The 25,061-nt window shown below is 50.7% G+C and carries 28 protein-coding genes; 13 read left to right on the forward strand and 15 right to left on the reverse strand.

Annotated elements, in window-relative coordinates; all coding sequences use genetic code 11:
- From ABI361_12525 to ABI361_12540, 4 genes are all read right to left on the reverse strand, one after another.
- Positions 1-283 (reverse strand): hypothetical protein (locus ABI361_12525; GenBank protein MEO9321484.1); only part of this gene is annotated, 283 nt, incomplete at its 3' end.
- Positions 284-580: 297 nt separating this feature from the next.
- Positions 581-1,591, reverse strand: coding sequence for a family 16 glycoside hydrolase (locus tag ABI361_12530; protein MEO9321485.1), 1,011 nt, complete (start codon positions 1,589-1,591; stop codon positions 581-583).
- A 301-nt stretch (positions 1,592-1,892) separates the two neighbouring features.
- Positions 1,893-3,311: a discoidin domain-containing protein gene (locus ABI361_12535; GenBank protein ID MEO9321486.1), complete on the reverse strand. Its 1,419-nt coding sequence runs from the start codon at positions 3,309-3,311 to the stop codon at positions 1,893-1,895.
- A 246-nt stretch (positions 3,312-3,557) separates the two neighbouring features.
- Positions 3,558-4,727, reverse strand: coding sequence for a hypothetical protein (locus tag ABI361_12540; protein MEO9321487.1), 1,170 nt, complete (start codon positions 4,725-4,727; stop codon positions 3,558-3,560).
- 1,819 nt (positions 4,728-6,546) lie between these two features.
- Here ABI361_12540 and ABI361_12545 point away from each other — a divergent pair.
- Entirely contained in the window at positions 6,547-7,347 is an 801-nt protein-coding gene (locus ABI361_12545; GenBank protein ID MEO9321488.1) for a hypothetical protein, read from the forward strand.
- A 192-nt stretch (positions 7,348-7,539) separates the two neighbouring features.
- Complete coding sequence (locus ABI361_12550) at positions 7,540-9,459, forward strand: CFI-box-CTERM domain-containing protein (protein ID MEO9321489.1); 1,920 nt, start codon at positions 7,540-7,542, stop codon at positions 9,457-9,459.
- Between the two features lie 9 nt (positions 9,460-9,468).
- Here ABI361_12550 and ABI361_12555 read toward each other — a convergent pair whose 3' ends face one another.
- Positions 9,469-10,572: a formate--phosphoribosylaminoimidazolecarboxamide ligase gene (locus ABI361_12555; GenBank protein MEO9321490.1), complete on the reverse strand. Its 1,104-nt coding sequence runs from the start codon at positions 10,570-10,572 to the stop codon at positions 9,469-9,471.
- A gap of 93 nt (positions 10,573-10,665) precedes the next feature.
- Here ABI361_12555 and ABI361_12560 point away from each other — a divergent pair, with 93 nt between their 5' ends.
- The 5 genes from ABI361_12560 to gatB are packed head-to-tail and all read left to right on the forward strand — an operon-like array spanning position 10,666 to position 16,255.
- A complete protein-coding gene (locus tag ABI361_12560; protein ID MEO9321491.1) occupies positions 10,666-11,634 on the forward strand; it encodes a DHHA1 domain-containing protein in 969 nt (322 codons plus the stop codon).
- Positions 11,635-11,667: 33 nt separating this feature from the next.
- The gene (gene aspS, locus ABI361_12565; protein MEO9321492.1) at positions 11,668-13,017 is read left to right on the forward strand and encodes an aspartate--tRNA(Asn) ligase; all 1,350 of its coding nucleotides are present in this window, start codon (positions 11,668-11,670) and stop codon (positions 13,015-13,017) included.
- Between the two features lie 3 nt (positions 13,018-13,020).
- Entirely contained in the window at positions 13,021-13,311 is a 291-nt protein-coding gene (locus tag ABI361_12570) for an aspartyl/glutamyl-tRNA amidotransferase subunit C (protein ID MEO9321493.1), read from the forward strand.
- 2 nt (positions 13,312-13,313) lie between these two features.
- On the forward strand, positions 13,314-14,780 hold the full coding sequence (gatA, locus tag ABI361_12575; GenBank protein MEO9321494.1) for an Asp-tRNA(Asn)/Glu-tRNA(Gln) amidotransferase subunit GatA: 1,467 nt from the start codon (positions 13,314-13,316) through the stop codon (positions 14,778-14,780).
- Positions 14,780-16,255, forward strand: coding sequence for an Asp-tRNA(Asn)/Glu-tRNA(Gln) amidotransferase subunit GatB (gene gatB, locus ABI361_12580; GenBank protein ID MEO9321495.1), 1,476 nt, complete (start codon positions 14,780-14,782; stop codon positions 16,253-16,255). Before gatA ends, gatB begins: the two co-directional genes overlap by 1 nt.
- 2 nt (positions 16,256-16,257) lie before the next feature.
- Here gatB and ABI361_12585 read toward each other — a convergent pair whose 3' ends face one another.
- From ABI361_12585 to ABI361_12615, 7 genes are all read right to left on the reverse strand, one after another.
- Complete coding sequence (locus ABI361_12585) at positions 16,258-16,545, reverse strand: hypothetical protein (protein MEO9321496.1); 288 nt, start codon at positions 16,543-16,545, stop codon at positions 16,258-16,260.
- The gene (locus tag ABI361_12590) at positions 16,532-17,797 is read right to left on the reverse strand and encodes a TIGR00300 family protein (protein MEO9321497.1); all 1,266 of its coding nucleotides are present in this window, start codon (positions 17,795-17,797) and stop codon (positions 16,532-16,534) included. Before ABI361_12590 ends, ABI361_12585 begins: the two co-directional genes overlap by 14 nt.
- 72 nt (positions 17,798-17,869) lie before the next feature.
- Positions 17,870-18,223 carry a hypothetical protein gene (locus tag ABI361_12595; protein MEO9321498.1) on the reverse strand — a complete coding sequence of 118 codons (354 nt, stop codon included), beginning with the start codon at positions 18,221-18,223 and terminating at the stop codon, positions 17,870-17,872.
- Positions 18,204-18,806 carry an HD domain-containing protein gene (locus ABI361_12600; protein ID MEO9321499.1) on the reverse strand — a complete coding sequence of 201 codons (603 nt, stop codon included), beginning with the start codon at positions 18,804-18,806 and terminating at the stop codon, positions 18,204-18,206. The genes ABI361_12595 and ABI361_12600 overlap by 20 nt, the downstream gene beginning before the upstream one ends.
- Positions 18,800-18,937 carry a C2H2-type zinc finger protein gene (locus ABI361_12605; GenBank protein ID MEO9321500.1) on the reverse strand — a complete coding sequence of 46 codons (138 nt, stop codon included), beginning with the start codon at positions 18,935-18,937 and terminating at the stop codon, positions 18,800-18,802. Before ABI361_12605 ends, ABI361_12600 begins: the two co-directional genes overlap by 7 nt.
- Positions 18,930-19,127: a hypothetical protein gene (locus tag ABI361_12610; GenBank protein ID MEO9321501.1), complete on the reverse strand. Its 198-nt coding sequence runs from the start codon at positions 19,125-19,127 to the stop codon at positions 18,930-18,932. Before ABI361_12610 ends, ABI361_12605 begins: the two co-directional genes overlap by 8 nt.
- 95 nt (positions 19,128-19,222) lie before the next feature.
- Positions 19,223-19,798 (reverse strand): cob(I)yrinic acid a,c-diamide adenosyltransferase, encoded by a 576-nt coding sequence (locus ABI361_12615; protein ID MEO9321502.1) that lies wholly within the window; start codon positions 19,796-19,798, stop codon positions 19,223-19,225.
- Between the two features lie 92 nt (positions 19,799-19,890).
- On the opposite strand from ABI361_12615, the gene ABI361_12620 reads away from it, so the two are divergent.
- Positions 19,891-20,262 carry a response regulator gene (locus ABI361_12620; GenBank protein ID MEO9321503.1) on the forward strand — a complete coding sequence of 124 codons (372 nt, stop codon included), beginning with the start codon at positions 19,891-19,893 and terminating at the stop codon, positions 20,260-20,262.
- Between the two features lie 29 nt (positions 20,263-20,291).
- On the opposite strand, the gene ABI361_12625 is transcribed toward ABI361_12620, so the two are convergent.
- Entirely contained in the window at positions 20,292-20,975 is a 684-nt protein-coding gene (locus ABI361_12625; GenBank protein ID MEO9321504.1) for a TfuA-like protein, read from the reverse strand.
- Positions 20,954-22,321 (reverse strand): YcaO-like family protein, encoded by a 1,368-nt coding sequence (locus ABI361_12630; GenBank protein MEO9321505.1) that lies wholly within the window; start codon positions 22,319-22,321, stop codon positions 20,954-20,956. Before ABI361_12630 ends, ABI361_12625 begins: the two co-directional genes overlap by 22 nt.
- 103 nt (positions 22,322-22,424) lie before the next feature.
- Here ABI361_12630 and ABI361_12635 point away from each other — a divergent pair, with 103 nt between their 5' ends.
- The 5 genes from ABI361_12635 to ABI361_12655 all read left to right on the forward strand — a co-directional run bounded on the left by ABI361_12635 (position 22,425) and on the right by ABI361_12655 (position 24,429).
- Entirely contained in the window at positions 22,425-22,784 is a 360-nt protein-coding gene (locus ABI361_12635; protein ID MEO9321506.1) for a hypothetical protein, read from the forward strand.
- A 37-nt stretch (positions 22,785-22,821) separates the two neighbouring features.
- On the forward strand, positions 22,822-23,208 hold the full coding sequence (locus ABI361_12640) for a DUF6659 family protein (protein ID MEO9321507.1): 387 nt from the start codon (positions 22,822-22,824) through the stop codon (positions 23,206-23,208).
- A 2-nt stretch (positions 23,209-23,210) separates the two neighbouring features.
- Positions 23,211-23,357 carry a hypothetical protein gene (locus ABI361_12645; GenBank protein MEO9321508.1) on the forward strand — a complete coding sequence of 49 codons (147 nt, stop codon included), beginning with the start codon at positions 23,211-23,213 and terminating at the stop codon, positions 23,355-23,357.
- Between the two features lie 92 nt (positions 23,358-23,449).
- Complete coding sequence (locus ABI361_12650; GenBank protein ID MEO9321509.1) at positions 23,450-23,692, forward strand: hypothetical protein; 243 nt, start codon at positions 23,450-23,452, stop codon at positions 23,690-23,692.
- Positions 23,689-24,429, forward strand: coding sequence for a CbtA family protein (locus ABI361_12655; GenBank protein ID MEO9321510.1), 741 nt, complete (start codon positions 23,689-23,691; stop codon positions 24,427-24,429). Before ABI361_12650 ends, ABI361_12655 begins: the two co-directional genes overlap by 4 nt.
- 33 nt (positions 24,430-24,462) lie before the next feature.
- Here the strand turns inward: ABI361_12655 and ABI361_12660 are convergent.
- A partial coding sequence (locus ABI361_12660) for a hypothetical protein (protein ID MEO9321511.1) occupies positions 24,463-25,061 on the reverse strand: 599 nt, incomplete at its 5' end.

Consider the following 25,061-nt stretch of genomic DNA (forward strand, 5'->3'; position numbering starts at 1 on the left):
ACAAACTGTCATATTTGTTATAAAAATTGTAAAAGCTACCAAGTTGGTAAGCGGCATAAGTAAAGTTCTGTCTAACAAAAGCAATTCGGAGCCCTTTTGGTTGGGGCTGGGGCGGCTGGATTATCGCGCCGGTTTCGTTAGAACTACTCTTTCCAGTCATGTTTGTTTTGACAGGTGAGCTGGATGTCATAGTTGTCTGCCGGACTCCTGCATTGACCATAAGCGCTGCGGCAATTACAACGGCAGCCAAAATGCCTATGACTAGTGTCTTTTGCCTAGACATTCTAGTAACCGCGATTAGTAGCAATGGCTCCCATTATAAGTTGTCAAAACGAGACTACACACCATAAATCACTAGTAAAGACCAGCCTTCGGCTATGAGCGTGAGACTCACCTCGTCAGCAGGTTTGGTAGCTAGCTACGCGGAAGAGGCTAGTTATCGAATAGCTATTTGCTTTTTGCCACCGTCGCACTTGGCACTCATTGTGGAGCAACGCGCGTCTACAGTAGACTTGCGGAGCAAGCTGTAAGGACCTTCGCGGAATCCCTGTGACCACTGCGGGGATGAGCATTTCATGCCTTAGAGCGGGAGGATGTTTACGTTACTGAAAGTCACCTGCGAATCCTCTGCATAAAGTCCGATGGTCCCACTGTTGTACGTCGATGAATCGTAATAGTTAAACACTGTTACACCGTTGACCTGAATGACCACATGGCTTCCTCGCACATAAATGTCCCAGTGCATTCCTCCGCCTATCGTGGCCTTTGGACTTGTTGACGTATACAAGATTTTCTGGTCTGTCGGGTTGACACCTCCGTCGTACTTGCCGGTTTCAGAACCATCGGTCTTTACGAGAAAGTACTTGAAGTGCGTGTTGTCATTGTAATGCCAGAATATCCAGGCTACCTCCCAGTTGTTTGGAGGGCTGTTGAGCCGTGTTTGCTTGTTTGTACTAACGTCAAGCGACAGTTCAAAATTCTTGAATGTTTGCGTCGAAAGTGTGAGCGCTGATTGGGAATTAGAGCTAGTAGTTACGGGGCTGGTATTCTCATAGAATACATTTTTCCCTCCATATTGAGCGGCGCCAAACGATCCCGCGCCATTCCAGACTCCATACCACTTGCCATTTGGACTTGTGTACGTTGGTGTTAGCGTATATGTAGATGAGAAGTTATCGTAGAGGGAATAGAAGACATAGACTTCAGACCAATTCTGGTTGCCCGCATTGTCAGTGACTCTAGCTAAAACCTTGTATGCCCCCAGCTCCACAGTACTCAAATCAAAAGTAATACTCCAGGTAGACCAGTCACCCGCAGACTTTGGGGTGGCAAGGCGATATGCACTTTGATTGAGCCGGACCTCTACGCGACTTACACCGCTTCCAGAATCATTTGCCGTCCCTTTGACAACCAGCGTGGCACCCATTAGTTGGACCCCGGCCACCGGACTGGTGATCGATATATTTGGAAGAAGGATATCGGCCGCTTGCGTTATTGCCGCGGCCCTGTTGATAGCGGTCGAAGGAGTGCCAAACGGCGCAACAAGGGCCACCAGAAGAAGTACAGACAATATTAGGTAAGATTTTTTCATTTTTCAGACAGTCGAATTCATGTTATATAGTGATTGATGAGCGCTTGACGGTAAACGATAGAATTGCCATAAATTCTGGGACTTGTAGAATTTCAGCTCTCGGTTTCCGGAGAGAAGATAGACTGGAATCGGTAGTAATTTTCGGGAAGAGTCTGCTACAGAAGCGAATTAAATAAAACGATAATGGATGGCGAATTTCAGTTTGACATCCAGAGTCCAGATAAGTGGTGATCGTATCGTAAATTCCTTTTACTTAGGGATCCCGTATCTGACTCGCGCAACAGTCTCAGGAGCCGGCATCTCACAATCTAGTTGAAATGCCCGCAAGTGCGGCTAGCTCGTTGTAGTCAGCGGCGACCTTGTCAACGTAAGACTGGCCCCTAGAATTATACGCTCCGCAGCCAAGTACTGAATCTGAGCCCGAATTATAGCTTGACAGCGCCATTTCCTCATACTGGGTCGCGGTGCATCCTCCGAAATTCGCCTTCATGTTAGTGTACTCTGTCATCATTGAGGCAGTGGCGAAATCTATGTTCTTGTTTGGGTTGTAGATAGAATTCGACCATAGAGACGAAGTTGTATCCTTTACAAGATTTGGATGGCCGTTTGAGAGGAGCAATCCAGCGCTGCTAAAGTCATATACGTTGCACGCGGGTGTGATTTGCATCAATCCGTAGGAGTGTCCCTCGGAAGTTGCCCAGCCCGAAGGAAGGCTGCAGGGTATGTCTGTCGAAGCGTCAAATTCTATAAAGTCAGATTCGAGATACATCTGTGCCTTAATTAACATGGGATCGGGAAATCCGTACTTCTGGACAGATGTAAGGATATTGGAGTCATATGCATCATAGTATGAATTACCAGTGGTGATGGCGCCGGTGTTTGTGCCTAACCCCATCAGGGTCACGGCGTCCCAGGACTGCACTCCAGCGGTGTCTGTCACCCGGGCAGTTAATGCGTGGCTGCCGATTGGCAGGTTGTAGTTTATGCTCCACGTAGACCAGTCGCCAGGCGCCTTTGGAGTAGCAAGTTTGTAACTGCTGATATCTCCATCAATTTTCACTTCAACCTTGGAAAGGGCTGCAGATCCTGCCGTCGCGCTGCCGGCAAGTTTTACGGTGCCTGCTGTAAACTGAAAGCCATCTGAAGGCGAAGTTATAGTGACGCTAGGCAAGGCAGAATTTCCAAAAATTTGGATTTCGGTTATTGATGCCCAGTCATCAGTTGTGGTCCCAAGACCAGTTATGCGGACGTATTGTGTATTGACAACGGAAGCGACATTGTAAGTTTCAAGGGCAGTTGAAGAACCGCTGCTCCAGCCACTATAGCCGGTTGTAAGCGCACTTCCGTCTTTAGATAGCCCTACTGTAAAGTGAGTCGAGCGCAAATTGCCCTTGTACCATGCGACCTTTACCTGACACACTGTGACAGGTGATTTGAGCTGAAGCTGGATCCAGGAACCTATGCCTTCGTTGGACCAACGCGTCGCTAGGTTCCCATCTATTGAATTCTGTGGCGTGTTTGGATATCCGTATCCGCTGGCCGTTACACTTGCAATTGGTTGCGCGGCGCAGGAACTGGCTGCTGCTTCAAGAGTGCGGTTTGGGATAATACCAACAGCTAGAACGCAAGCAACGGATAGCCCAAGGACCGCCAACTTTAGATAACGCGATGATCGTTCGGCAGCTGGAAAGCTAGAAATCTTTTCTATGAGATTATTCATAGGTCGTTACTAAATGGATCATATAAAAGCGTTGAGTAATGAGATATCAGCAATCACAATTGTAAAAGTTCTCCGCGATGCTGCCGTTAACTGGCTAGAGATCACGCTTGTGAAATGACCAGTCCACGGTTGAGCGACACTGGTCTTGCAACCTGGTTTTCTGCAAACCGAGCATCGAATTCTAATACGTGGAATCTATCGCAGCCAAGGGACCCGTTTGCGGGTCTTGAAAAGTTGCAAATTCGATCAATTGTTAGCAATTATCGCGCCAGTAGCTGCGATTGACCTTGTCGGGGTGAAAGCCCGGTCAAATAGGGTTGCGACGAACCTGCCAAGCAGGTATGCCAGCTCGAGCCTCTCATTTGTGACTGCAATCTTTTCATCCTCAGGAATTTCTTTGATATCTTTATCCAATCTGGAATTTTCCATGATTTCCTTAGTTTCGGGATCCTGTATGAAAGATTTTAACTCCGTAATTACTAATCGAAGGACTTCGGGCTCGTTAATCTGGTCTTCAAATCGCGCCATAATGACCTGCATATTTGCTTTATTTGACTGGCGCAGCTCAGCCTCAACCTTACGCTCAACTGCGATCTGTTCTTGGACGTTGGCCAGCCCCTGTCTTGCGATATTCTCTTGTTCTTTCAGGTCAACGACTTCATGCTTGATCCTATCTGCTTTGTTTTCAAGAGCACCAACGTCGAACTCGAGCTCTTTCTCACGCCTCTCGTACTGCTCAACCTTGCTTGCTTTGAATGCGATCTCGCGGTCAAGTGCCTCATCTTGCTTGGTCTTCTCCTCAAGTTTCTGGTCAGTGTAATCGACTAGTTTGACATTCGCTATCGTTTTTGCAGCAAGTGAAGGTATCATTTTTGCCTCCTTCAATTTTTGATCAATAGCATATAGCGAATGAATATCTACGTCATCAGATTCATACAGTTTTGCCAGGGCATATCTCTCAGATATAGTCAGATAATCGGCTTTAATTGCCCCCAATTCTGCTGCAGATAGGCCCAGTTCAGTTGCAATTTGCATGTCAGTCCTCTTCATTTCAATTAGGCGATAGACTTTTGACCTTAATTCCCTTAGCTCATCGTTGGGAGTCTTGCGCGGATCACTGTCAAACTTGCCTACACCATTTTTTCGGGGGCTCAACGATTTGGCGTTTTCCTTAGACTCCGGGCTCGTGTTCAGATACTTTTGATTACCCGCGTTATCCGCTACTACTTTTGCGTTACTTGACGCAGCCACACGATCATTGCCGTTCTGTCCAAAATTCTTCACATTGTAACGAGCCTTATACACTACTTCGCGTGGCACCTGGTATCTATCTGAAATTTCAGAAACAGAAGCGCCCGCTTTGATCATTTCGTACATCCCCTGTTTCGTGTCATCGGGAATATTTTTTCTTGTCACGTTCAAGCGCACAAATTAAACATTTTATAAATTTGACTAAAAAAGCTGTCTTTAGTCTAGCTTTTTTACTATATTCTTGTGAGCACTAATAAGCATCTAAAAAGGCAAATTACAGGACTATTACTGCTGAAAATTTGAAATGTGAAGCAACCCCGTAAAACGTAGATTTTATGCGGCGATGAACATGCCATGCCTTGATGGAATCTTCCTTCCAAGTAGGGCCTCTAAAGTCGGGCAACTTCTTCCACCGGGAAGTACAAGTTAAGGTTCTCCAGAATATTCCTTCCACAAGTAATCTTCCAACGGGAAGACGAGAAATAACTGGAAGGGCATAACTAACTCGAAAAGCTTCCATTGGTTGGAATGCAGGACGAGAATTGAAATCTAAAAAGACAAAATCAGATGTAGCAAGAGCCCCGGGCCCGAACATGACAAGATGAAATAGTGCCGCGGTATCCTCCTATTATTGGTAGAACCACTTTTGTAACAACACAACCGCTGTCTGAAAATGAACTGCCTTAGGGCCATGCATCTTGCTATTGGCAAGGCGTTCCAGCTGCCAGCTGTATATGCATCCACTTCGATTAGCCGGTATGCCCCGCCATACTTTCTTGCCATGCCAGTTCTCCACACAGTTTTGCGGCCTTGACAGCCCGCCCTGCGCCAAGCCCATAGCACTATTACCCGTGGTCCTATCGAAAATACAGCGTGTTCTCTAGCAGAAGAAGGGGTCTGCTACCCTGCTGTATTGAGCATGGGGGGCGGGGTAATACGCCGCAAACCCGCAAAACTGTGTGCAAAACCCTAGTCTTGGGTGATAGCATCACCCTTTCATTCTCATTGTATGTATACTAGCCATTAAAATCAGGCGAGTCTTTGACCGCTAAGGCCGGTCTGTGGACAAGACTGTAGGCTTGGCTGATACAATCACCTTCTTACATTGTATACAATAGCCATGATGGCAGCTGAAAGTCCAAGGTAGGCATAGGGCGTCGGCAGTCTGCAAAGGCCAGCAAAGTGTCACTTGGCACTTTGGTCGCTTTGGAAGGCCTAGGGCCATAGCCAGCGCTTCAAGGCCTAGGCCTTATGGTACACTAGTTGGGCTGCCAGTTAGGCAGTGGATCCACAATTGCATAGTGCTACAGATGCTTTTGGTTTCACAAAGTGAATTCCTACAGTTTTCCAGATGGCATCGCTTCCTGCTAAGCGCCATCCTCACAACCGGAGCTATTGGAAGATCATATTCTTGTATGATCCAAAGGTACTCAGGAATGGAAGATCTTCCCAACCACTAACGCAAGAATGGAAGATTCTTCCGTAGAGAATTATGGAAGATCAAGAAGTGAAACAGCAAATCTATTCCGAGATCTTCCTGGAAGATACCGATTTCTTGTCAATAATACGGGATCGAATATTTGTCAAGAGTGTAAGGAAGGTAGAATATGTGACATTTTATCTGGAAAAAGCCCGAGATGTAATGTGAAATCCTAGACTATCAGTTAGTCCTACTTTATCGCGAAGAGCGCTAGAAAGCGAGGACATACAGACTTTCCTTACTGCAAAGCAAGATAGCATAGTAAGAGTTTTTCAAACTGATTCTGCCAAGTCCGGATTACAAATCCATAAGGTTCAATCAAGCATTCGCTGGAGGCAAGAGTGAATTGAGGAACCACTCTTGAAGAACGGGGACTTTTTGTTTGTCGAGTTTGAGCATTATTCTGACGCACCCAAAAGACCATCCAAAATTCAGATGTTCTATGCGAAGGACCTAGAACGCCCTTTAACAATGCATTTAACATAACCGCGCTTTAACGCCGACATGAAAAGTTCCAAGACTCACAAGGTCTACGCTTTGGCAACAATTTCCGCATTAGTCGTTGCCTTCCTCGTTGCCGGCACGCTGGCATCGGGCAGCATTAGTAACGGGCTGACAGCAGCTGCCCAAACGCTGAACAGTACAACGTCTGGTACTGGTAGTGGCACTTCGTCAAACAGTTCTGCCACCTCTGGTTCTAATCTGACAAGTAGTACAAGTACGCCGGGCAATCAGGCCACGAGTAACTCTGGCGCTAATATGACGAGCACCAACTCAACTAACAGTAACGCAACCACTACCGCTTCTGCAAACACCACAACTTCAACCTCTGCAGCTAACGTTACCAGTATTATGGCTCAGAGAATGGTTGGTCAAATCTCAAGTGTACAACTTGACAATACCACTGGCAAGCCTGCATGGATTCAATCTGGCGTCTGGCTTCTGCGAGGCATAAAGAACAGTACCGGGGGACAGACAGAACAGCTGTATGCTCGATTTGAAATGATAAAGCCGGATGGCACAGCAATGCACAAGCACCTCGTATATGCATTTAAAATGGCAGGACAGCCAACCACAGGGTCGGATGGTTCAACGGTCCTGAACGGCACAGCTACAGTGACAATGCCGGGTGGACCGGTCAAGGATGTTCCAATAACTATCAAGATATTCAATCAAAAGCTGATTGGAATGTGGATAGGTCCTGACAAGGTAAACAACCACTTTGGCTCCGGTCCGGTGTATGGGACTGTGACAAAAGCATCCCTCGGCGTAGTGTCGGAGATGACAAACTCCACCCAGTCGTAGTCTCTACTGGGCAAGCCTTTTTTTCTTGCCCACGAACACGACAAATATCCCTTTCTGCATTTCGTGACCCGTAGTGATAATTTGCATCACTCGAAAAGTATTAGCAGGGTACTATAGGCGTGTAATCTCATAGCACCTCGCAGCGCTAGGCGGCCAAATCTTTATTTTTGGTTCAATCATTTGTCTGAGAAGATGCACGATAAACTTCTCAGGTCTTGCCTTGCAATTGTTGTGGTTTCAAGCCTGCTTTTCACATCAATTTTGTCAAATTCATTTGCCCAGGGTGTGGCGACCGTCAAATCGAGTCCGGTTACCATAAACAAGGCGCAGGTAACCACTGAGGTTTCGCTTGACCCGTCATATCTTCCGGCCAGTCCCTCCTCGACTAACACCATGACGGTGAGAACCTTCCAAACAGCTAGCGGCAATAACGCAAATACCACCATATCAAAGCTCAATTACAGGCTGCAGGTCATGCTGGGTAACGCCACGCTTCTTGATCAGAGGTTTGCTTCTGCGGACGGCATAATTGCCGCGAAGCTCATACTTGACTCGCAGATCAATGGTTGGCAAGTAAACGGTCAAACCCACTCACCAACAGACCAAATCCCTGTAAGCCAGTCCAACCCAGTGGAAATTCGAAGTAAAATACTATCAACTGGAGGTGCGTACCACTTCATAGTCACTCTTGAGAAGGGAAGCCAAGGCCTTGCCTTGAGCGATGATCAAAAGTTTGACATTTACATTAACGTGAGCCAAGAGTATGACTTTAACGGCGTCAAGACTTTGTCCGGACCGGCGGACTTTAAGATTAGGTCATTTAACGACCAGGTTACGGATTTAAAGTATCTCTCAAACAGCGAGAACAACAGCCTATCAATTGTGATGCCATTTGATTGGCGTTCGCAGTACGCTCAATCCACACAACTCGTGCACCTTGAAGTGGAATTCCCAAAGTCAGTGGCTGAGCTTCAGGCAAATAGCTATCAGGGCACCGTGAATGGAGTTGTCGTTCCCCAACGCTCGCTGCTAATAGACGACTTTAGTATCCCGCAGCTTAGAATTGTACATGTAGTGCTGTCAAGGCCAACACTTGACCTGCTCTCTGAGAGAATCAAGTCAGAGACGAACGTGCTGCACGTGGTGCTGACACCTCTAACAGGCAAGCCTAAGTTTCCTGTACAGATTCAGTCAACGCCTAGAGGCGACTATGTCTTTGAACTTTCCTGGGGACCTGCAATAATCCAGTCGGGTGTTCAAACCACGTTCTCTATGGACATGCTAGACCCGAAGACAGGCGATACAACAAACGCCAACTTTGACTTTGTACTTACCCAAAACGGGACGGAAGTATTCAAAACACCGCTCTCGTCAGGCCTCGGCCTTTACACTCAACAATATACATTTCCAAAAGAGGGCGTCTACAGGCTTGCAGCCTCCAACATAAACGGAGGAGGAGAAAGCGCAGGGCTTAACCTCATAGTGCAAAAGGGGAATGGAACATCCTCAAGTAGCTCCGGCACATCAGGAGGACAGCCGTCAGGATGTCTTATCGCCACAGCGGCCTTTGGCTCCGAACTCACTCCACAGGTCCAGTACCTCCGCAATTTTAGAGACCAGTTCGTAATGAAATCTGAAACTGGTGCGGCATTTATGAGCTCATTTAACTCTGTTTATTACTCGTTCAGCCCGCAGGTTGCCGACTATGAGCGGCAGCAACCTTGGATGCAGGCAAGCGTAAGGACGCTAGTCTATCCTTTGCTTGGAATTCTCACCCTTTCAGAAAAGGCGCACTATCTGCTGGGAGGTGAGGCAGGCACGATGGTCGCAGGTGCGCTGGCCAGTGCAATGATAGGCGCAGCATATCTGTGGCCTGCAGGAGCAGCCGTGGTCAAAATCTCCCAGAAGCGATGCCCTGCAAAATGGCTAGTATTAGCAGTCACCGTCGCCGCTGTCGCAATGGTAGTTTCGTGGTTGGCATACCCCGCAATGCTGTACATTACTACATCTGCTTTTGTGGTTGTAAGTGCAGCGGCATCCTCACTGGCAGCGGGACTGCTTGTCACATGGATTGCAACACGCAGACAAGCAGTACTTAAGAAAAAAGTGTAGGGGCAGAGCTCAGGTGAGAACCTTGTCGAGCGTTCCTTTTGACCTTGCGATCTTTATTTCCCGCGCAATGCGCCTGCCCATGCTCATGGGTTCGTCGTATAGCAGGCTTGAGTACGGCGAGCCGTCCACGTACAGATTCGTGCCGGCGACTATTCTTGCCGAGAACTCAAAAGTAGTGAATTTCCCCTCGCTGTCATAGACCCCTTCAAGGCAGAAAGGTCCCGGCATGCCCGGCGGCACCAGACGCTCCGCAGCGCTCACAAAGTTCTCACCCATCTTGTAGACTTCTTCAAGAAGCGACTCTCTGAGCACGAGAGGGAAATTTCCAATGACGTTGTACGACGGCTCAATTTGTACTCCCAGCTGCTGCTTTGCGGGGATCCTCCCGATGCCGTCGATGTCGGACTCATACCGCCTGTCCAGACCCAGCAGCTCAAGCTCACCGGTTACCGGAGAGTAGAAGTACTGCAGATAGACCGTGACACCGCGCACAAATTCCTGAATGTAGAGGTCCTGCTCGCCAGTAATCGCGCCCTGCTTTTCGAGCCTGCGTGCTCCCTCCTCAAAAGTTTCGCGGTTCCATGCAAGATAGTAGCCACGTCCGCCTGCCGCTCCGTGGAGTTTTACGATGCACAGACCGTCTATTTCATCCTTTGAAGCGATTGAGCGCGGCGTGCGAAGACCAGCCTCAACCATCAACTTCTCCTTCATGGCCCTGTCAGCCTCCCAGCGCAGGATCCACTTGTTGCCAAAAATCGGCGTCTTTATTCCCTCTATCTCGTCCATTGCCAGCTGCGAGATTAGAGTGCCGTGGGGAATTAGTACCGCGTGAGCTTTTTCCAACCTAGCGTTTATCTGTTCGTCCCGAAACGCGTCTGAGAGAGATCCAACCTCCAAAATCTCATCGATAAAACCAAATCGGCGGTAAAGTCCAAGTCGTCTGGACTCGGAGATAAGCATTGTTTTGAAGCCCTCGTCCTTGGCGCCTTTGAGCACCTGAAGCGCGCAGTGTGAACCGAGCGTAGCGATGCACTGCCCTCGAGCGTCTTTTTGTGAAAACGATCTGGCCTTTCTCTTTTTGGCAGACGATGCCTGCGACTTTTTTCGCGCCATTCTCCTACTACATGACTGGTCAATATGCCGATTTTAAAATCCTATCATCCCACCCCTTTGCTATTTATTGTCAGCAGCCAGAGAAATGGTCGATTGGAGCAGAGAATTGCGCATACTGCAGAACATGCTTTTATTGGCAGTCTTCAGCGAGTGCTTGGCCAAACCCTTCAGGTGAGAAAGGTAGAGCACAAACCAGACGGGGTAACGACTGCGCATATTGTAATTCCGAGCCTAGAACTTGACAAAGTTGTAGAGGCTGAAAGAATTACAAATTCTGTCATTTTGGAAGGCAGAGCGGTAACTACTCGAGTCTACGACTCACTTGAAGAGGCAAGAGCGGCTAATCCGGGGCTTCGGGCCAACGAGGACAGAATTTCAGGGAGCGTCAGGGTGGTGCGTATCGAAGGGCATGACGTAGCGGCATGTAACATGAACCATGCCAATAATCTGACAGAATGTGATTTCTTTCTCGTCAGCCGGATCTCGAAGAGCGGTAGCGAATTTGAAGTCGATTTTGTGATAGGAAAGGAGGCCCGTGATGCGGCAATAGAGATTTCTGCCAAATTTCATTGGATTTGTAGAGATCTTGGCGCCAGCCCAAATACTATTGAACCCACGACAAAAAAGATAAAGTCCGAGCTGGAAGCCTGCAAATCAAGGCTAAACTCCATATCGACAATAAGCTTGGAAGAGATTCCAATGAAAATTTTGGGCCAAGGTACTGGTGAAAAAGTTGAGGCATACTGCACACTAGTCTCTCATCTCAGCGATGACAGAATAATCGAGTTTGCGGGAGAAAAGATTAGCTCCAAAGGTAGTCCTACGCTGGTATGCATTGCAAACGAAAGCGGTGACAGTGCAAGAATTGTACTGGCCATCAGTGAACGTGTATCTGACAAAGTCAATCTGAACCAGCTGTTTAGACAGCACTCTGCCGGTTCCGGCAAGGGCGGCGGTCGGCCCCACTTTGTCACAGGGATTATACCAAGCGAGGGCGTGCAGTCATTTCTAGATGCGATTTTGCGTGAATTTGCCGCCGGCCTGCCCGTGAGGGTAGGTTAATAACCTCTCAGATATCATCACGCTCCAATTTCATTGAGCGGTTTGCTGTCAGAACAGGACCTTGGACACTGGAGGAGAACCCATTACTCCTCAGAGATAAATCCCTCAGTCGCCGAGCAGGCTGCAACTGAGGTCGTAGTTATGGGCTGGGTTTCAAGCGTTCGGGACCACGGCAACATCAGGTTCGTCATTTTGAAAGACAGCCTTGGCGAAATACAGATAACCGCCAAGAGGGGCGACGTTGGAGGCGAACTATTTGCACTTTTCAAGGAAATTAAGGAGCACAGCTCCATCGGCGTCAAGGGCAAACTCAGAATCCAGGAGAAGGCTCCAAACGGCGTCGAGGTTATTCCCACTGAGCTTAGGGCGTTTTCCATTGCAAGAAAAGCAGCTCCTTTTATGGTTCAGGGCAAGACGTCTCAGGTTGGCATTGACACCCGGCTTGACCTGAGGGCGGTCGACCTGCGCAGAACTTACCTTGGATGCGTTTTTCGCATACGGCAGACTGTAATAAACACGATAAGGGAGCTGCTGGCCAGACAGCGGTTTGTTGAAGTCAGCACGCCTAAAATGATTGCCACCGCCACAGAGGGAGGCGCGGCGCTCTTTCCGATCTTTTACTACAACAGGGAAGCATACCTTGCGCAGAGCCCGCAGTTGTACAAGGAACAGCTCACCATGGCCTTTGAGAGCGTCTTTGAGATAGGCCCGATTTTCAGGGCAGAGCCTTCGAGGACTAACAGGCACCTTTCGGAGGCAACCTCAATTGACGTTGAAAGGGCGTTTGTCGACTATAACGACGTGATGGCGCTGCTAGAGCGGATGATAACCGCAATAGTCGAGTCTGTCAAGGAAAAGAACTCGGAGGATATCAGATTCATGGAGCTCCAGCTGCCAAGAGTCGAGCTTCCATTCCCCAGGTACTCGTATTCTGATCTTATTGAAAAACTGCAGGAGAGCGGCGAGCGCATAAAGTGGGGAGATGACATTTCGCCCGCGTCCATGAAGAACCTCCAAGACGAGCGATTGTCAGGATTTTACTTTATCGTGGACTGGCCCACCTCGACAAAGCCGTTTTATGTCAAGCCTCGCGTTGCCGACGAAGGAAGGACCTGTGAATCCTTTGACCTGATGTACGGCCCGCTTGAACTATCTTCAGGCAGTACGAGGATTAACTCACGCGACATGCTTGTAGAGCGGATGTCAAAGCAGGGCATGAAGATTGATGCGTTCGACTACCACCTCCGGGTTTTCGATTACGGGGTGCCCCCGCACGCAGGGTTCGGCCTTGGGCTTGAAAGGCTGCTTATGGTAATAGCAAAAATAGAGAACATCAGGGACGCGACTTTTTATCCAAGAGACATCGACAGGCTCGCACCTTAGGTGATGAAGAGATCCATGGTTACAAAGGACGAACTCAAGCATCTTGGATGGCTGTCGCGCATCGAGCTTTCTGACGCGGAGCTCGAAACCTATGCTACCCAGATAGAGCAGGTCATTCAGTATTTGGACACCCTCGATGCCCTGAAACTTGATGGGGCCGACACATCCACGGGCATTTCAGGAACGATACAGTACAGCGACCTGCGAACCGACAAGAATGAGGAATTCGGCCCCTGCCCGCTTGGGACAAAATACCGCAAGGACGGGTACGTTGTCGGTCCCAGGATGGCTTGAAAATGTCGGGCAGCAGACGCCTGTATGCCCTTGGGGTGCACGATGTCGCGTCGGGTGTAGCAAGCCGCGAATTTTCAGCAGAAGAGTATATCAGCCAGATCCTTGAGAGGATTCAGCTCGTCGAACCCAAGATAAACGCGCTAATCACAGTCAGCGGAAAAGAAGCGCTCGAGTCGGCAAGGGCACTTGACAAGAAAATACGAGACGGGGCCCGAGGCGGACCTCTGGCAGGCGTGGCTGTTAGCATAAAGGACAATATCTGCACAAAAGGTATCAGGACAACCTGTTCCTCAAAGATGCTCGATTCGTTTATTCCCCCCTACAGCGCCACGGCGGTCGAAAAGCTCGAGGAAGCGGGGGCGATTGTGATTGGAAAGGCAAACCTCGACGAGTTTGCAATGGGCTCTACAACAGAGTTTAGCAGGCATGGCCCAAGCCGAAACCCGTGGGACATCAGCAGGGTGCCAGGCGGCTCTTCTGGCGGGAGCGCTGCCAGTGTTGCGGCACTAGAATGCGCAGCGTCGCTGGGCTCTGACACTGGAGGCTCCGTAAGGTGTCCTGCTAGTTTTTGCTCTGTAGTCGGCATGAAGCCCACTTATGGGGTAGTCAGCAGATACGGTCTGATATCGTATGCAAACAGCCTTGAGCAAATAGGCCCGTTTGCCAGAAGCGTCTCCGACGTTTCGGCAGTGTTTGATGTTATTTGCGGCACTGACGAAAAGGACCAGACGACCATAGAAGGCAAAGTGGCTTCGGGCGGGGATTCCGCTACTGCCGAGAGCAAACTGCGCGTCGGGCTTGTCAAAGAATTTATCGAAGGCGCGGACGAAAGCGTTGCCAAGATAATATACACTGCATATGACTCATTTGCAGAGACTGGTTCAAGATGCTCTGAGGTCTCTTTAGAGTCTGCCAAATACACTCTTGCCTCATACTATACCATCGCAATGGCCGAGGCCAGCAGCAACCTCGCTCGCTTTGACAACCTCAGGTACGGCTATGACCTGAACCCCGAGGGTTTTGAGTGGAACTCGTACATTGCCAAGGCAAGAAGCGAGTTTGGCTCCGAGGTCAAGCGCAGGATTATCCTGGGCTCTTACGTGCTCTCGTCGGGCTATTACGGGCGCTATTATGTCAAGGCGCAGCGGGTGCGGAACCTGCTGCGCGCAGAACTTGCGTCGCTCTTCAAGCAACATGACATCCTGATTGGACCGACGATGCCGATTTTGCCGTTCAAAGCAGGGGAGAAGATTGACGACCCTCTGAAAATGTACCTTGTGGACGTTGACACGGTGGTCGCCAACCTTGCTGGGACTCCAGCGGTATCCGTGCCAGCAGGATTTGTCGCCGGCCTCCCCGTTGGCCTGCAGATAATTGCCGCTCACGGTTGCGAAAAGACAATGCTCGATGCCGCCATGCAATTTGAGTCAAGGCATGCCCACGACATTCCAAGGAGCCCGGAAATCTAATGTCTGCACTACAGGCCAAGATTGGACTTGAGATACACTGCCAGCTAACTGGCCTCGCAAGCAAGCTCTTCTGTCCCTGCAGCTGCAGCTACAGGGCCAAGGAACCAAACTCAAATACCTGTCCTGTTTGCTGCGGCCTGCCCGGCTCCCTTCCAAGGCTCAACAGGCGCGCAGTCGAGCTCGCAGGGATGGCCTGCGTCGCGCTTGGCTGTAAAGTGCCCGAGTCGATCTGGTTTTACCGCAAGAATTACTTTTACCCAGACCTTCCCAAGAATTTCCAGCTCACCCAATACAATGCCTACGGTGTCAGCAGCATCGGCTATGACGGCGAGGTTGCGTACGGTTCCGCGGGCAGGAAGGTAAGACTAAGGAGAGTACAGCTTGAGGAAGACCCGGGCAGGCTTGTTTACGAGGCAGGTAGCATGGAAAAGAGCCACTATGCGCTCATTGACTACAACAGGGCGGGAGTTGCCCTGATTGAGATTGTCACGGAGCCGGATTTTTCCGACCCAAAGGAAACCCGGCTATTTCTGGACAAAATAGCATCTACCGTCGAGCATCTTGGTATTTGCGACACCACTCTTGAAGGCGCGGTGCGTTGCGACGCCAATGTGTCTATCGCCGGCGGAAACCGCGTCGAAATCAAGAACGTCAGCTCGTTTGCGGACGTAAAAAAGGCGCTCGAGTTTGAAATCGCCAGGCAGCGGACCATGGTAGCCCGTGGAATCGAAGTCGAGGCAGAGACAAGGCACTGGGATGATACCCGCAAGGTCACCAAGGCATCAAGGTCAAAGGAAGAGGAGCAGGACTACAGGTACTTCCCCGAGCCGGACATCCCGGCAGTGGCGCTTGGAAGCGGTTTTGTTGCGTCCATCCGGACCTCGATGCCGGAGCTTCCCGATGCAAGGAAGCAGAGGTTCATTTCCGAGCTCGGCCTTTCCGAGCACGTCTCGCAGGTCCTGATTGAGAGAAAAGAGCTCGCGGACTACTTTGAGCTGGCGGTAAGGGAATATCCGTCTGGACCAAAGGAAATCGCAAACTGGATAGTCACCGACCTCATGGGCTTTGTCGACGATAAGGCGGTAGGAGAGAATCCAGAAGGAGACTCGGGAATGTCATTTGCCACCATCAAGGCGCGCCCGGAGCACATCGCAGACCTTGCCAAGCTCGTTTCCGGCAATACAGTAAACAGGGCGACTGCGAAGCAGATTCTCGCCCAGGTGGTCAAGACGGGCGAAATGCCTTCTGCACTTGCCAAAAAAATGCAGGCTGGCAAAATTGACAACAAAGACGAACTGGAGAAGGCTATTGACTCTGTGTTTGCCGCCGAGGCAGCGGCTGTCCGTGACGCGTCAAAAAATCCCAACGCCTCCAACTACCTGCTTGGCAAGGTGATGCAGGCGACAAAGGGCAGGGCGGACCCGCGGACTGCTCTTGAAATAATCAGCAACAAGCTAAAGGCTATTGGCAGCTAGCTCTATTGCATGCACTCTGGAAGCTTGCCGGCGTGCTTTTCTGCGTACTCGCGGACAAGTCTTTCACTTTCGCTCTCAAAAGACTCGGTCAGCAAATACTTGAACCTCTTTGACTTGTTGCAGCAGGCGTCGTCAAGCAGCCTTCCAAGCTCGATACGAAGGTTGGAGGCTCCACCTATTTTGAGGATCTTCATACTGGCGTGAGAGATAAAGACGCCGGGAAGCTCCGGCACCTGCCCGATTTGCTCCCTGGTAAAGTCGAGCCACTGGGACCAATCATTTTCGCCCATCTTCGCCACCAGCCTTTTTTGCAACCCGTTCGAGCTCATCCACAACAATCGGCAAAAACGCCCCAACGTCAGTGACAATGCCTATAGCCTGCGTTGTGCCCCTGTCGAGGAGCTTGGTTACGACAGGCTGGCTTATGTCGACTGCCACCACCTTGACTGAGGCAGGAAGCATGTTGCCAACAGCTATCGAGTGGAGCATACTTGAGAGCATCAGAACCATTCTGGCCCCTTTTAACACCTGCTTGTATTTCCTCTGGGCTTCTACCACGTCCGTGACCACATCCGGCAGCGGGCCGTCATCACGCAGAGACCCTGCAAGAACAAAGGGGACGTTGTGGGCAATGCACTCGAAAATGACTCCGCGCTTGAGGATTTTCTGATCCACCATGGCCTTGAGCGAGCCGGCCTTGAACACCTCGTTTATGGCCTGCATGTGGTTGCGGTGCCCCCTGACTGCGAGTGTGCCGTCACTTACGTGCATGCCAAGTGAAGTCCCAAGCAGTGCGTTTTCAACGTCATGCACCGCGAGAGCGTTTCCTGCGAGCAAACCGTCAACATAACCCATCCGTATCATTCTAGCCAGCGCCTCGGAGGCACCCGAATGCACGACGACCGGCCCGGATACTACGATTATCTTGCCGCCTTGTCTCTTTGTTTCAACAATGTCACCGGCCACCTTGCGGGCTATTTGCTGTGTAGGGCGCTCACTTGAGCTGGTGCTGCTCATGAATTGAAAAATGTCGACTCCTTCCCTTGGCCTCTCCTGGGGAATGATCCTGACCCCCCTCTCACCCACGATAATTTTGTCGCCTTTCTTTATGTCCCTGACCATCCGGCACTCCGCCTTTTTTGCGCGCGTATCGACTACTATGCACTTGTCCATCATCATGTTATCAACGTCAATCCATTGATTGGCGTAAAAAATCTGGGTTGCGTTGTTAGTCGTGCTGTAAAAGTTGTCGGGCATGACCATGTCCTTGGAGGCTGCCTCAAGTTCCACCTGCTGGACAGAAATGGGCTGAGCCCCTTCCCTGAATGCTGACTCGAGGATCTCGTCAAGGTGCTGCTTGCTTTTTGCCTTTACCAGGAGCCGGGCGTAGCTTGCGTCACTTTTTCTAGTGCCCACCTTGAATTCAAGTACCTCAAAGTTTCCCTTCAGGTCCATGATGTTGTCAAATATTCTAGTAAGTATCATGGAATCAATCAGGTGTCCGCGTACCTCGATCTCCTGCTCAAAGCCCGACCCGGCCAAGTCAGGCAAAATGCAGCCAGCCAGTAAAATAAGTCTATTTCAGGTTAATGTACTGGACCATGGTTGGCAAGGTCAGACTGGAAGGAAAAGTTTGCCGAAATATTCAGCCATGTTTTGTTCGGACTTGAGCCTTGCGACTATCTCGTTTTTTGTGTCTTCCGTGAACCACTGGGCGAGGGACTTGGCAATTCCCTTACTGTCGCATATTGCAATCATGTAGCCGTTTGATTCCTTTGTCAGTGCGAACAGATTTTCCTCCCCTACAGGCTCCCACTGGTTGTCCCTGTTATCTTTGAGGGCCAGGGCGGGCATTGCGTGACCGGCGTACCTTGTCAAGAGTTCCTGCGCCGCCTTGACGCGTTTTTCGCCGACTTTAAGAGCTACGAAATACTGCATTATCCCGACTCTAGCCTTTTTCCCCTGCACGACTTAAAGACCTTAGTATTCCTGTCATGGGGTCTGTCGCAGAAGGACCGGCAACCGCGTCCAGCGCGGACCGGTGAAATTCCTCAAGTGCAAGCCTGTCGTACCCCTGCTTTTCATACTCTCTGGCTTGGAGTCCCATTTCGAGCTTGTCAATCCTATGCACAAAGCGGGCCAGCTCGGTCTTTGCCTCGGCATACTCATTCCAGATGGCAGCATACCTGGCCTTGAGCGGCTCTGGCAAAAGGGAAAGTATCTCGGTCATTGCCCTGTTTTCAGCAGCGGCCTTTTGAGGCTTGCTAACCTCGCCGGGCATCAGATCGCCAGTTACAGACTCTGGCAGGTCGTGCAATAGTATCATTCGCATGGCCTTCTCTGCGTCAAGACCTTGAAGGTCTGCAAGAACCATGCCGGCCATGCACATGCTGTACGAGTGGTCGGCAACGGATTCTGCCTCTTTTACATTCACCTTTGAAATCCAGCCTGAGCGCTTTACTGACTTTAGCGCGATCGCATGCTTGAAAAAACCTGCCAGACGTTCAGTTGTATTTTCGCTTTTATCCTGACTCTTTGCCTTGCTCACCATTTAGTCGAGTCGCCTTCAAGAAGGCCAGAACCCTGGTGGATTCTATCAATGTGTCTTGATAGTTCCTCGTTGTCCTTGAACCGCGAGCCGCAGTACGGGCATGTCGGTCCTTCGGTTTTGCTTTCAGCCATGAAGCAAGGCAGTGCTTGCCTGAATTAAAGCTGATCGAACCCAGACAAGGGCTCCTGACGAATTCCCGAATGAAGAAGCACTGGCCCGGAGCGTCGGCACCGAGTCAAAGGCAAATGCCAGGAGCGCCGTGATAACTGCCATTCCGGCTGTTATAAGAACCAGCAACATGACGTTCTTGAATTGGCCCATGCTCCGTTGTCAGTACACGCTTTGAAAACCAAGGATTTTAACATTAGTATGCTAAGGCAATTGCAGCAAGCATTTATTCGATAATGGTCGAATTACTACTTTCTCCAGGCGACATCTTTTACGCCCAGGCGTTTGTTTGTTATTCGAGCAGCCACGAACAAAAAGTCGGAGAGGCGGTTGAGGTAAACCACAACTTCAGGGTTTATCTTCTGGGCATTTGACAGTTGCACCGCACAGGTTTCGGCCCTTCGGGCAATGCTGCGGCATACATGCAGCGAGGCGGCCGGCGCGCTTCCGCCCGGCAGTATGAAGAATGTAATAGGCTTCAGCTCCGACTCGAACGCATCGATTTTGTTCTCAAGGTTTGTCGTCATTTGGCTGGACGTTCTCGGTAATGCGGCTGGCCCATCAGTGCTCTTGCCAGACAGAGGATCCGGGTTAGCGAGGTCTGACCCGACTACAAAAAGGTTGTTCTGGATCTCGACGAGGGCGGACGTCACATCGGAGAATACGCTTCCCAGTTGCGACAGGGATGCTATCGCGGCGCCGATATGCGAGTTTAATTCGTCTACCGCGCCATAGGCGATAATTCGCGGATCTGCCTTGCTGGTCCTCTGTCCTCCGATAAGGCCGGTCTCGCCCTTGTCGCCCGTCTTCGTGTATATCTTCAATAGCCTCAATGACAAGCGATTTGGCTGGTTAATTAAGACTACCAGTGCGGATACCATTGGATTAAAATACAGCCCTTATGGATAGCTGAGAGATGAGCAGGATCGCTGTGGTGGACGACGAGCCTGACATCACCGAGACTCTCAAGCGCGGGCTGCAGAGGAGCGGCTTTTCCGTTGAGACCTTTACTGACCCGGAATCGGCTCTCAAGAATTTCAAGCCGGGCATGTTTGACTTGATGATAATAGACATTAGAATGCCAAAACTAAACGGGTTCGACCTTTACCGCGAACTCCGCAAAAAAGATGGCAACGTCAAGGTGATATTTCTGACAGCGTTTGAAATCTATTATGACGAGTTTCGGAAGCTGTTTCCCACCATTGACGTTCGGTCATTTGTCAAAAAGCCTGTGTCGATTGCCAAGCTGGTAAGCGACGTTAACAGTTCCCTTGCGCAGGGAAGCTGACTGGCAGTCACAGATTGCAGCCGTTTGCACTAGGCCTCGAGTCTGCCCTTTACGAACTCTAGCAGCTCCGCCGCATCTCGAGCCTTCAGGCTGGTTCGGTTGCTCGTGATGTATTTTTCAAAGTCATCGAAGCCGGGAGCGAGGGACGGATGCTGCCTTCTCGCCTCGTCGAGAATATGCGAATAATTTCTATGCGGAAAGTAAATCCGTTTTGCCGTCCGGCCGATTGCGCGCATTGTCTTTTTGTCAATGACGCCCTTTTTCAGCGCCAGGATCAGGTTGTACCGTATGTCGACCATTGCCTCTGACAGCAGCCTGTGGTCGTTCTCGGTAAACGTCACTGCCACCTCGTCGTCGGCGTCCAGTCTCCCCGATTTGAAGAGCCTGAAAATCCGGCCAATCCCAAGCATCCCGAATTTTTCAAGCTCTACCGCGCGCAGAGCTCCAAGGCTGGCGGCACCGGCAAGGACGGTATTTGGCTGGACTGCAAGCTGGTAGACTTCGATTGGAGTCGGAGGGTAATCAAGGAGAAACACTCCGTCTACAAGTCCCACCACCACTTCCTCCTCTCTTGAGGCGCGCCGTGCGGCAGACAACGCAAGAAGGTCGCCCTTCCTTGCTGGCGGCCTGTACTCGGCATCCGGTAGCAACTTGCGCGCCTGTTCGTGGCCCAGGCTGGGCCCGAGGAATATTATCGCCCTGCGTTTTGCCATTTTCTAAAGCACGCCCTTGCGCGATTTCCCATCACAGATTTGGTAATCTTGAAAGTTTCAAGGCCGGGGACCAGCGCTCTTACTACTGGAATGCCGAGCTGCGGGTTTGTGAGATCAACTATGGCGACCTTGCCAAGTCCGGCTGCCTTTAATCGAGTTAGTATTAGCCGAATGTCATCAAGAATGTCTTCATTGAAAAAGCTCGCAACATCTGAAAACTTTTTGACATGAGTGGACTTCATGAACTGCCACGCGCGCCGGTCGTCTGACCTCGAGTCGGCGGAGCCATCTGGCGACTGGTATTTTATCTTCCTGAGGTCGTCCCTTGCCCCCTGAATGTTCGCTGCGCGGGTCTGCGCAACTTCGGTAATTGCCCTGAGAAGCGCGATCCGCGCGTCAGGGTGCGTCCCGTGCCCCTCCGCCAGGTATCCGTAGTCGTGGCTTATCCACTCTACGGACGCCGCATTGAAGGTCGGTATGCCGATGTCAGAGGTAATTTCCTTGATAATCAACGGTATTCCCGCCGCCCTGAATTTTTCCGCAAGCGATACCACCGGCCCAAAGTCTAGATCCGAGATATCTACGTCAGGGAACATCGACGGATCGTCGACGAAAACTTCTGGCCTGATTGCGCGCAATGAGAAGCCGGCAGAACTCAGCGCTCCGGAGACTGACCGAAGGAAGTGGTAGGGTATTGCGCTTGCCCTGAGTTCCGCGAGGCTTATCGCGTCGCGCTCGATAACCTCGCAAAGCGAATGGCAGATAGCTTCTTCGATGACATTTCCCGATGCCAAGCCATTTGTGTGAAAATAGGCGAATGGATTGACGGCTGGCGGGGCTGGAGAATATCGGAAGAGGGCGATTGACGCGGGCACCATTACCGGCCTGTGTGCCTTTCCGTCGACCAGCGCGTTCAAATCGATTGCCTCGATAAAGTCTGTGACCATGTCATCGCGGTACTCAAAACTCATCGGCTCGACAAATTCATCGGGGTGAATTACATCGTGTGTCTTTGACAGCTCTCCGTAGCTTGCTCGTATGAAATTGCGGGGTCCGCCACTTGGGAGCGAGCAGAACCTCTCGATGCTCTCCATGAGCGCGCTTGCCATTGCATGCTCTCGTGTGGGGCCCTTGCCGCTGTACACCCAGATGTAATCCTCAGTGCCTGGAAGAACTGCAGAGTAGTTTGGAATTCCAAGAACGTCCATTCCAGTAATATCTGCAAGCCGGGTGACACCAATCTTTCTGGAAAGCGGAACCACCTTTTCGAGCGTTTCTTTGGCCGGTTTTATCCTCGAAGTGCCGTTGACAGTCCATTTCTTCATGCTCTTGAGGGCAAGTTCCACGGAGTGAACTTGAACTCACGTGTTCATATCAAGCTTTACCCGAGGAGGCGAACGGTCTAGTAGTCACACTGTTATTGGACCGCCGCAGAGCAATATCCGGGCATTGTCAGTTCCAGGTTTGGAGACTGAATGGTATCTGCGCGATTACCTGTTCAGGCAAGGAAAACTAGGCAGGCGGATCTATTCTCCCGAAGACATCGCTTCCGAAATGTCAAGGACATACCTGAGGTACAAGGGCTTCTCGCCAGAGTCACTGTTCGCCCTGCAGCTCCCGGCATTTGACAGTCTGGCCCGGCTGGGCGTGGTCGAAAAGTCAGACCAGAATAGCTACATGCTCGCCTCCGAGCTTGTGCGGCTTCGATGCTCCAAGTGCTTTTACGTTTCATACATTTCGACAGCGGAGCCAAGAAAGTGCCTGCGCTGTGCGCATGCCGAGCTTTACGATTTTCCAAAAATGAAGTAAACTCTATTATAGAGTCGCGCGACAAATGCGTTTAACTTTGCCTCCCGAAGGGCGTACGGCAGATTACGAGCGATTATGCAGAAGCATCTTTGAGATCGATGCCGCCGTCCGGTTTGCCGGAGTCATTGGCAAAATGGGCAAGCTTGAGGCAGGAGGCATGCGCAAAGGCGTAACGGCACTCGAGCAGGACGAGGACGCGCAGCGCGTCTACCTTGACTTTGCATTGCGAAGCGCCATGCGGCACGACTTTGACCCAGTGTTTGGGCGCGTACTGTACGCATTCTCGGAAAGGGAAAAGATCAAGTTTGCCACCTTTCCGATTGCCGAAGAGACAATCCTGCTTGTTTCAATAGAGAGGGCGGCGCCTCACGACACGATTGTCGAAAAGGTACGCACTCTGGTTGGGCAGTTGAAAGGGAAGTAGTCATGTTTGGCAAGGCAAAATGCAAGCTATGCGGTTCCTCCGTTCGCTTTGCCCTCAGGCACCTAAGCGAGAATCACCCCGAGGTTTATGCGAACGCCCGCAAGATGCGCATGCCGGATATCATGGAAAAATATTTTTCCACTGACTAGAATATTCCGATTGATTAATTACACTCGCACTTGAATCCGGCGGCTGAATCCCAGTGGGAAATATGCGTAAAAGGGCGGGAAGTCGCAAAAGTGTGAGGGAATCAAAAAGCGGCCGGTCGCACGGCGCTGACGGTGATGACCTACGCCTTCCAAAGCAGGTTACTGGCAAAGAACTCTCGAGCGTCGAAGAGTTGAGCGCCAGGCTGACAGCACTTGTGGAAATGCTCGATGAAAAAGGCGTCATTAGTGCCCGGGAGTACTCAAGGGTGGCTGCCATGAGGCTGCACGAGATTTCAAAGGCTGCGGCTTTTGAGGAGCTAGAAGACGAGCTTTGAGCCCCTCGCGGCTCCAGCTGGCAATGACCATCGGTCTTGGGGCTCTTGCCGGTCTTATCGCAGGGGCTCTTGTAGCCATAATGAACTCGACGATCCTTGTCCCATACGGCTCGAACCTTGCCGATCAGTGGGCCGGCGACCTTCAGGACCAGGGAGCCTTTGACGAGGATGAGTTCAATGCGCTCCTTGCGTCGATCAAGTTGTTCAACAACACATTGTTTCCAGTAGCCGCGGGTATCGGAATGGGAGCTTTGCTGTCGCTTACCTATCTTTACGTACAACGCATCCGGCCCGCAGAGCAGCTCAAGGTGACTCTCGTATGCGCCGTTGCAATGTGGTTCGTAATCAGCGTGATCCCGTCATTGAAATATCCTCCCGACGCCGAGTCCACATTTGACCCGGACAAATCGCCTACCTACTATGCATTGCTTGCGGCCTATACCTTTGTTTCAGCCGGTGCGGCGGTGTTGTCGGCCAAGTTATTTTCGCGCTCTAATAGGAAGGACAGGTGGCTCGGAGCAGGAGCACTTTATCTTGTAATTGTAGCGGCCGCGTCCTTTGCTTTTCCTGAAATACCTCATGACGACACTCTTTTCCCACTGCAGATGCTGGTGCCTTGGCGCTCGGCGGTTGCAGGGGAGGCGGGAGCCTTTTGGCTCGTGCTTGGCATAGTCTCAGGATTGCTGTTCAAGTTTGGGCTAGAGCAGAACAAGCCCGTCCAGGTATCTGAAAAATAATTAGCTCAAAAAAAGAAAAGAAAGGAAGGTGCCCTAAGGCACTGCGTAGCTGGCTGATGCGGTAGTTCCGCTACTTGTTTCAGTAGTCGTTATGTTTAGCGTTGTTCCAGCCATCGAAGCGGGGTCGATAAGAAGTGAGCTGTCGAATGAGCCTGCGCTGTCTGTGGTCGTTGTTGTCGCTGATGAGCTGTCGCCGTTGATCATTGTTGTTACCTTAGCGTTTGGCGCGAATCCAGCTCCAGTTACAGTGATTGTGGAATTGGTCGAGCCTGCAGTCACTGAAATTGTTGCGTTAGATGCTGAAGTTGTGTTGCTAGATGTCTGGTTTGTGGTTGAAGTTGATGTTTCGTTAGAGGAGGTAGAGGTTTGGTTTGAAGATGAAGTCTGGTTTGCAGATGTCTCATTGACGGATGATGTTTGTGTTGTTGAGAGTGCAGAGGTAAAGTTGTTGACTATTGTTGGAGTGTCTATCGATGCCTTCAGGGTGTATACAGCAATGAATGAACCGCCTGTCGAGTGTATCATTACACCGTTGCCGCTAAACACCGTCGAGCCTGAATCGCCATTGCTAGAGCCTGCTGAATTGATTACGCTTACCGCATAAGTCTTGCCGTCTACCTTGATAGTCATTG

Origin of the sequence: Nitrososphaera sp. (assembly GCA_039938515.1) — an archaeon.
In the GTDB taxonomy this organism is placed as follows: Archaea; Thermoproteota; Nitrososphaeria; order Nitrososphaerales; family Nitrososphaeraceae; genus Nitrososphaera.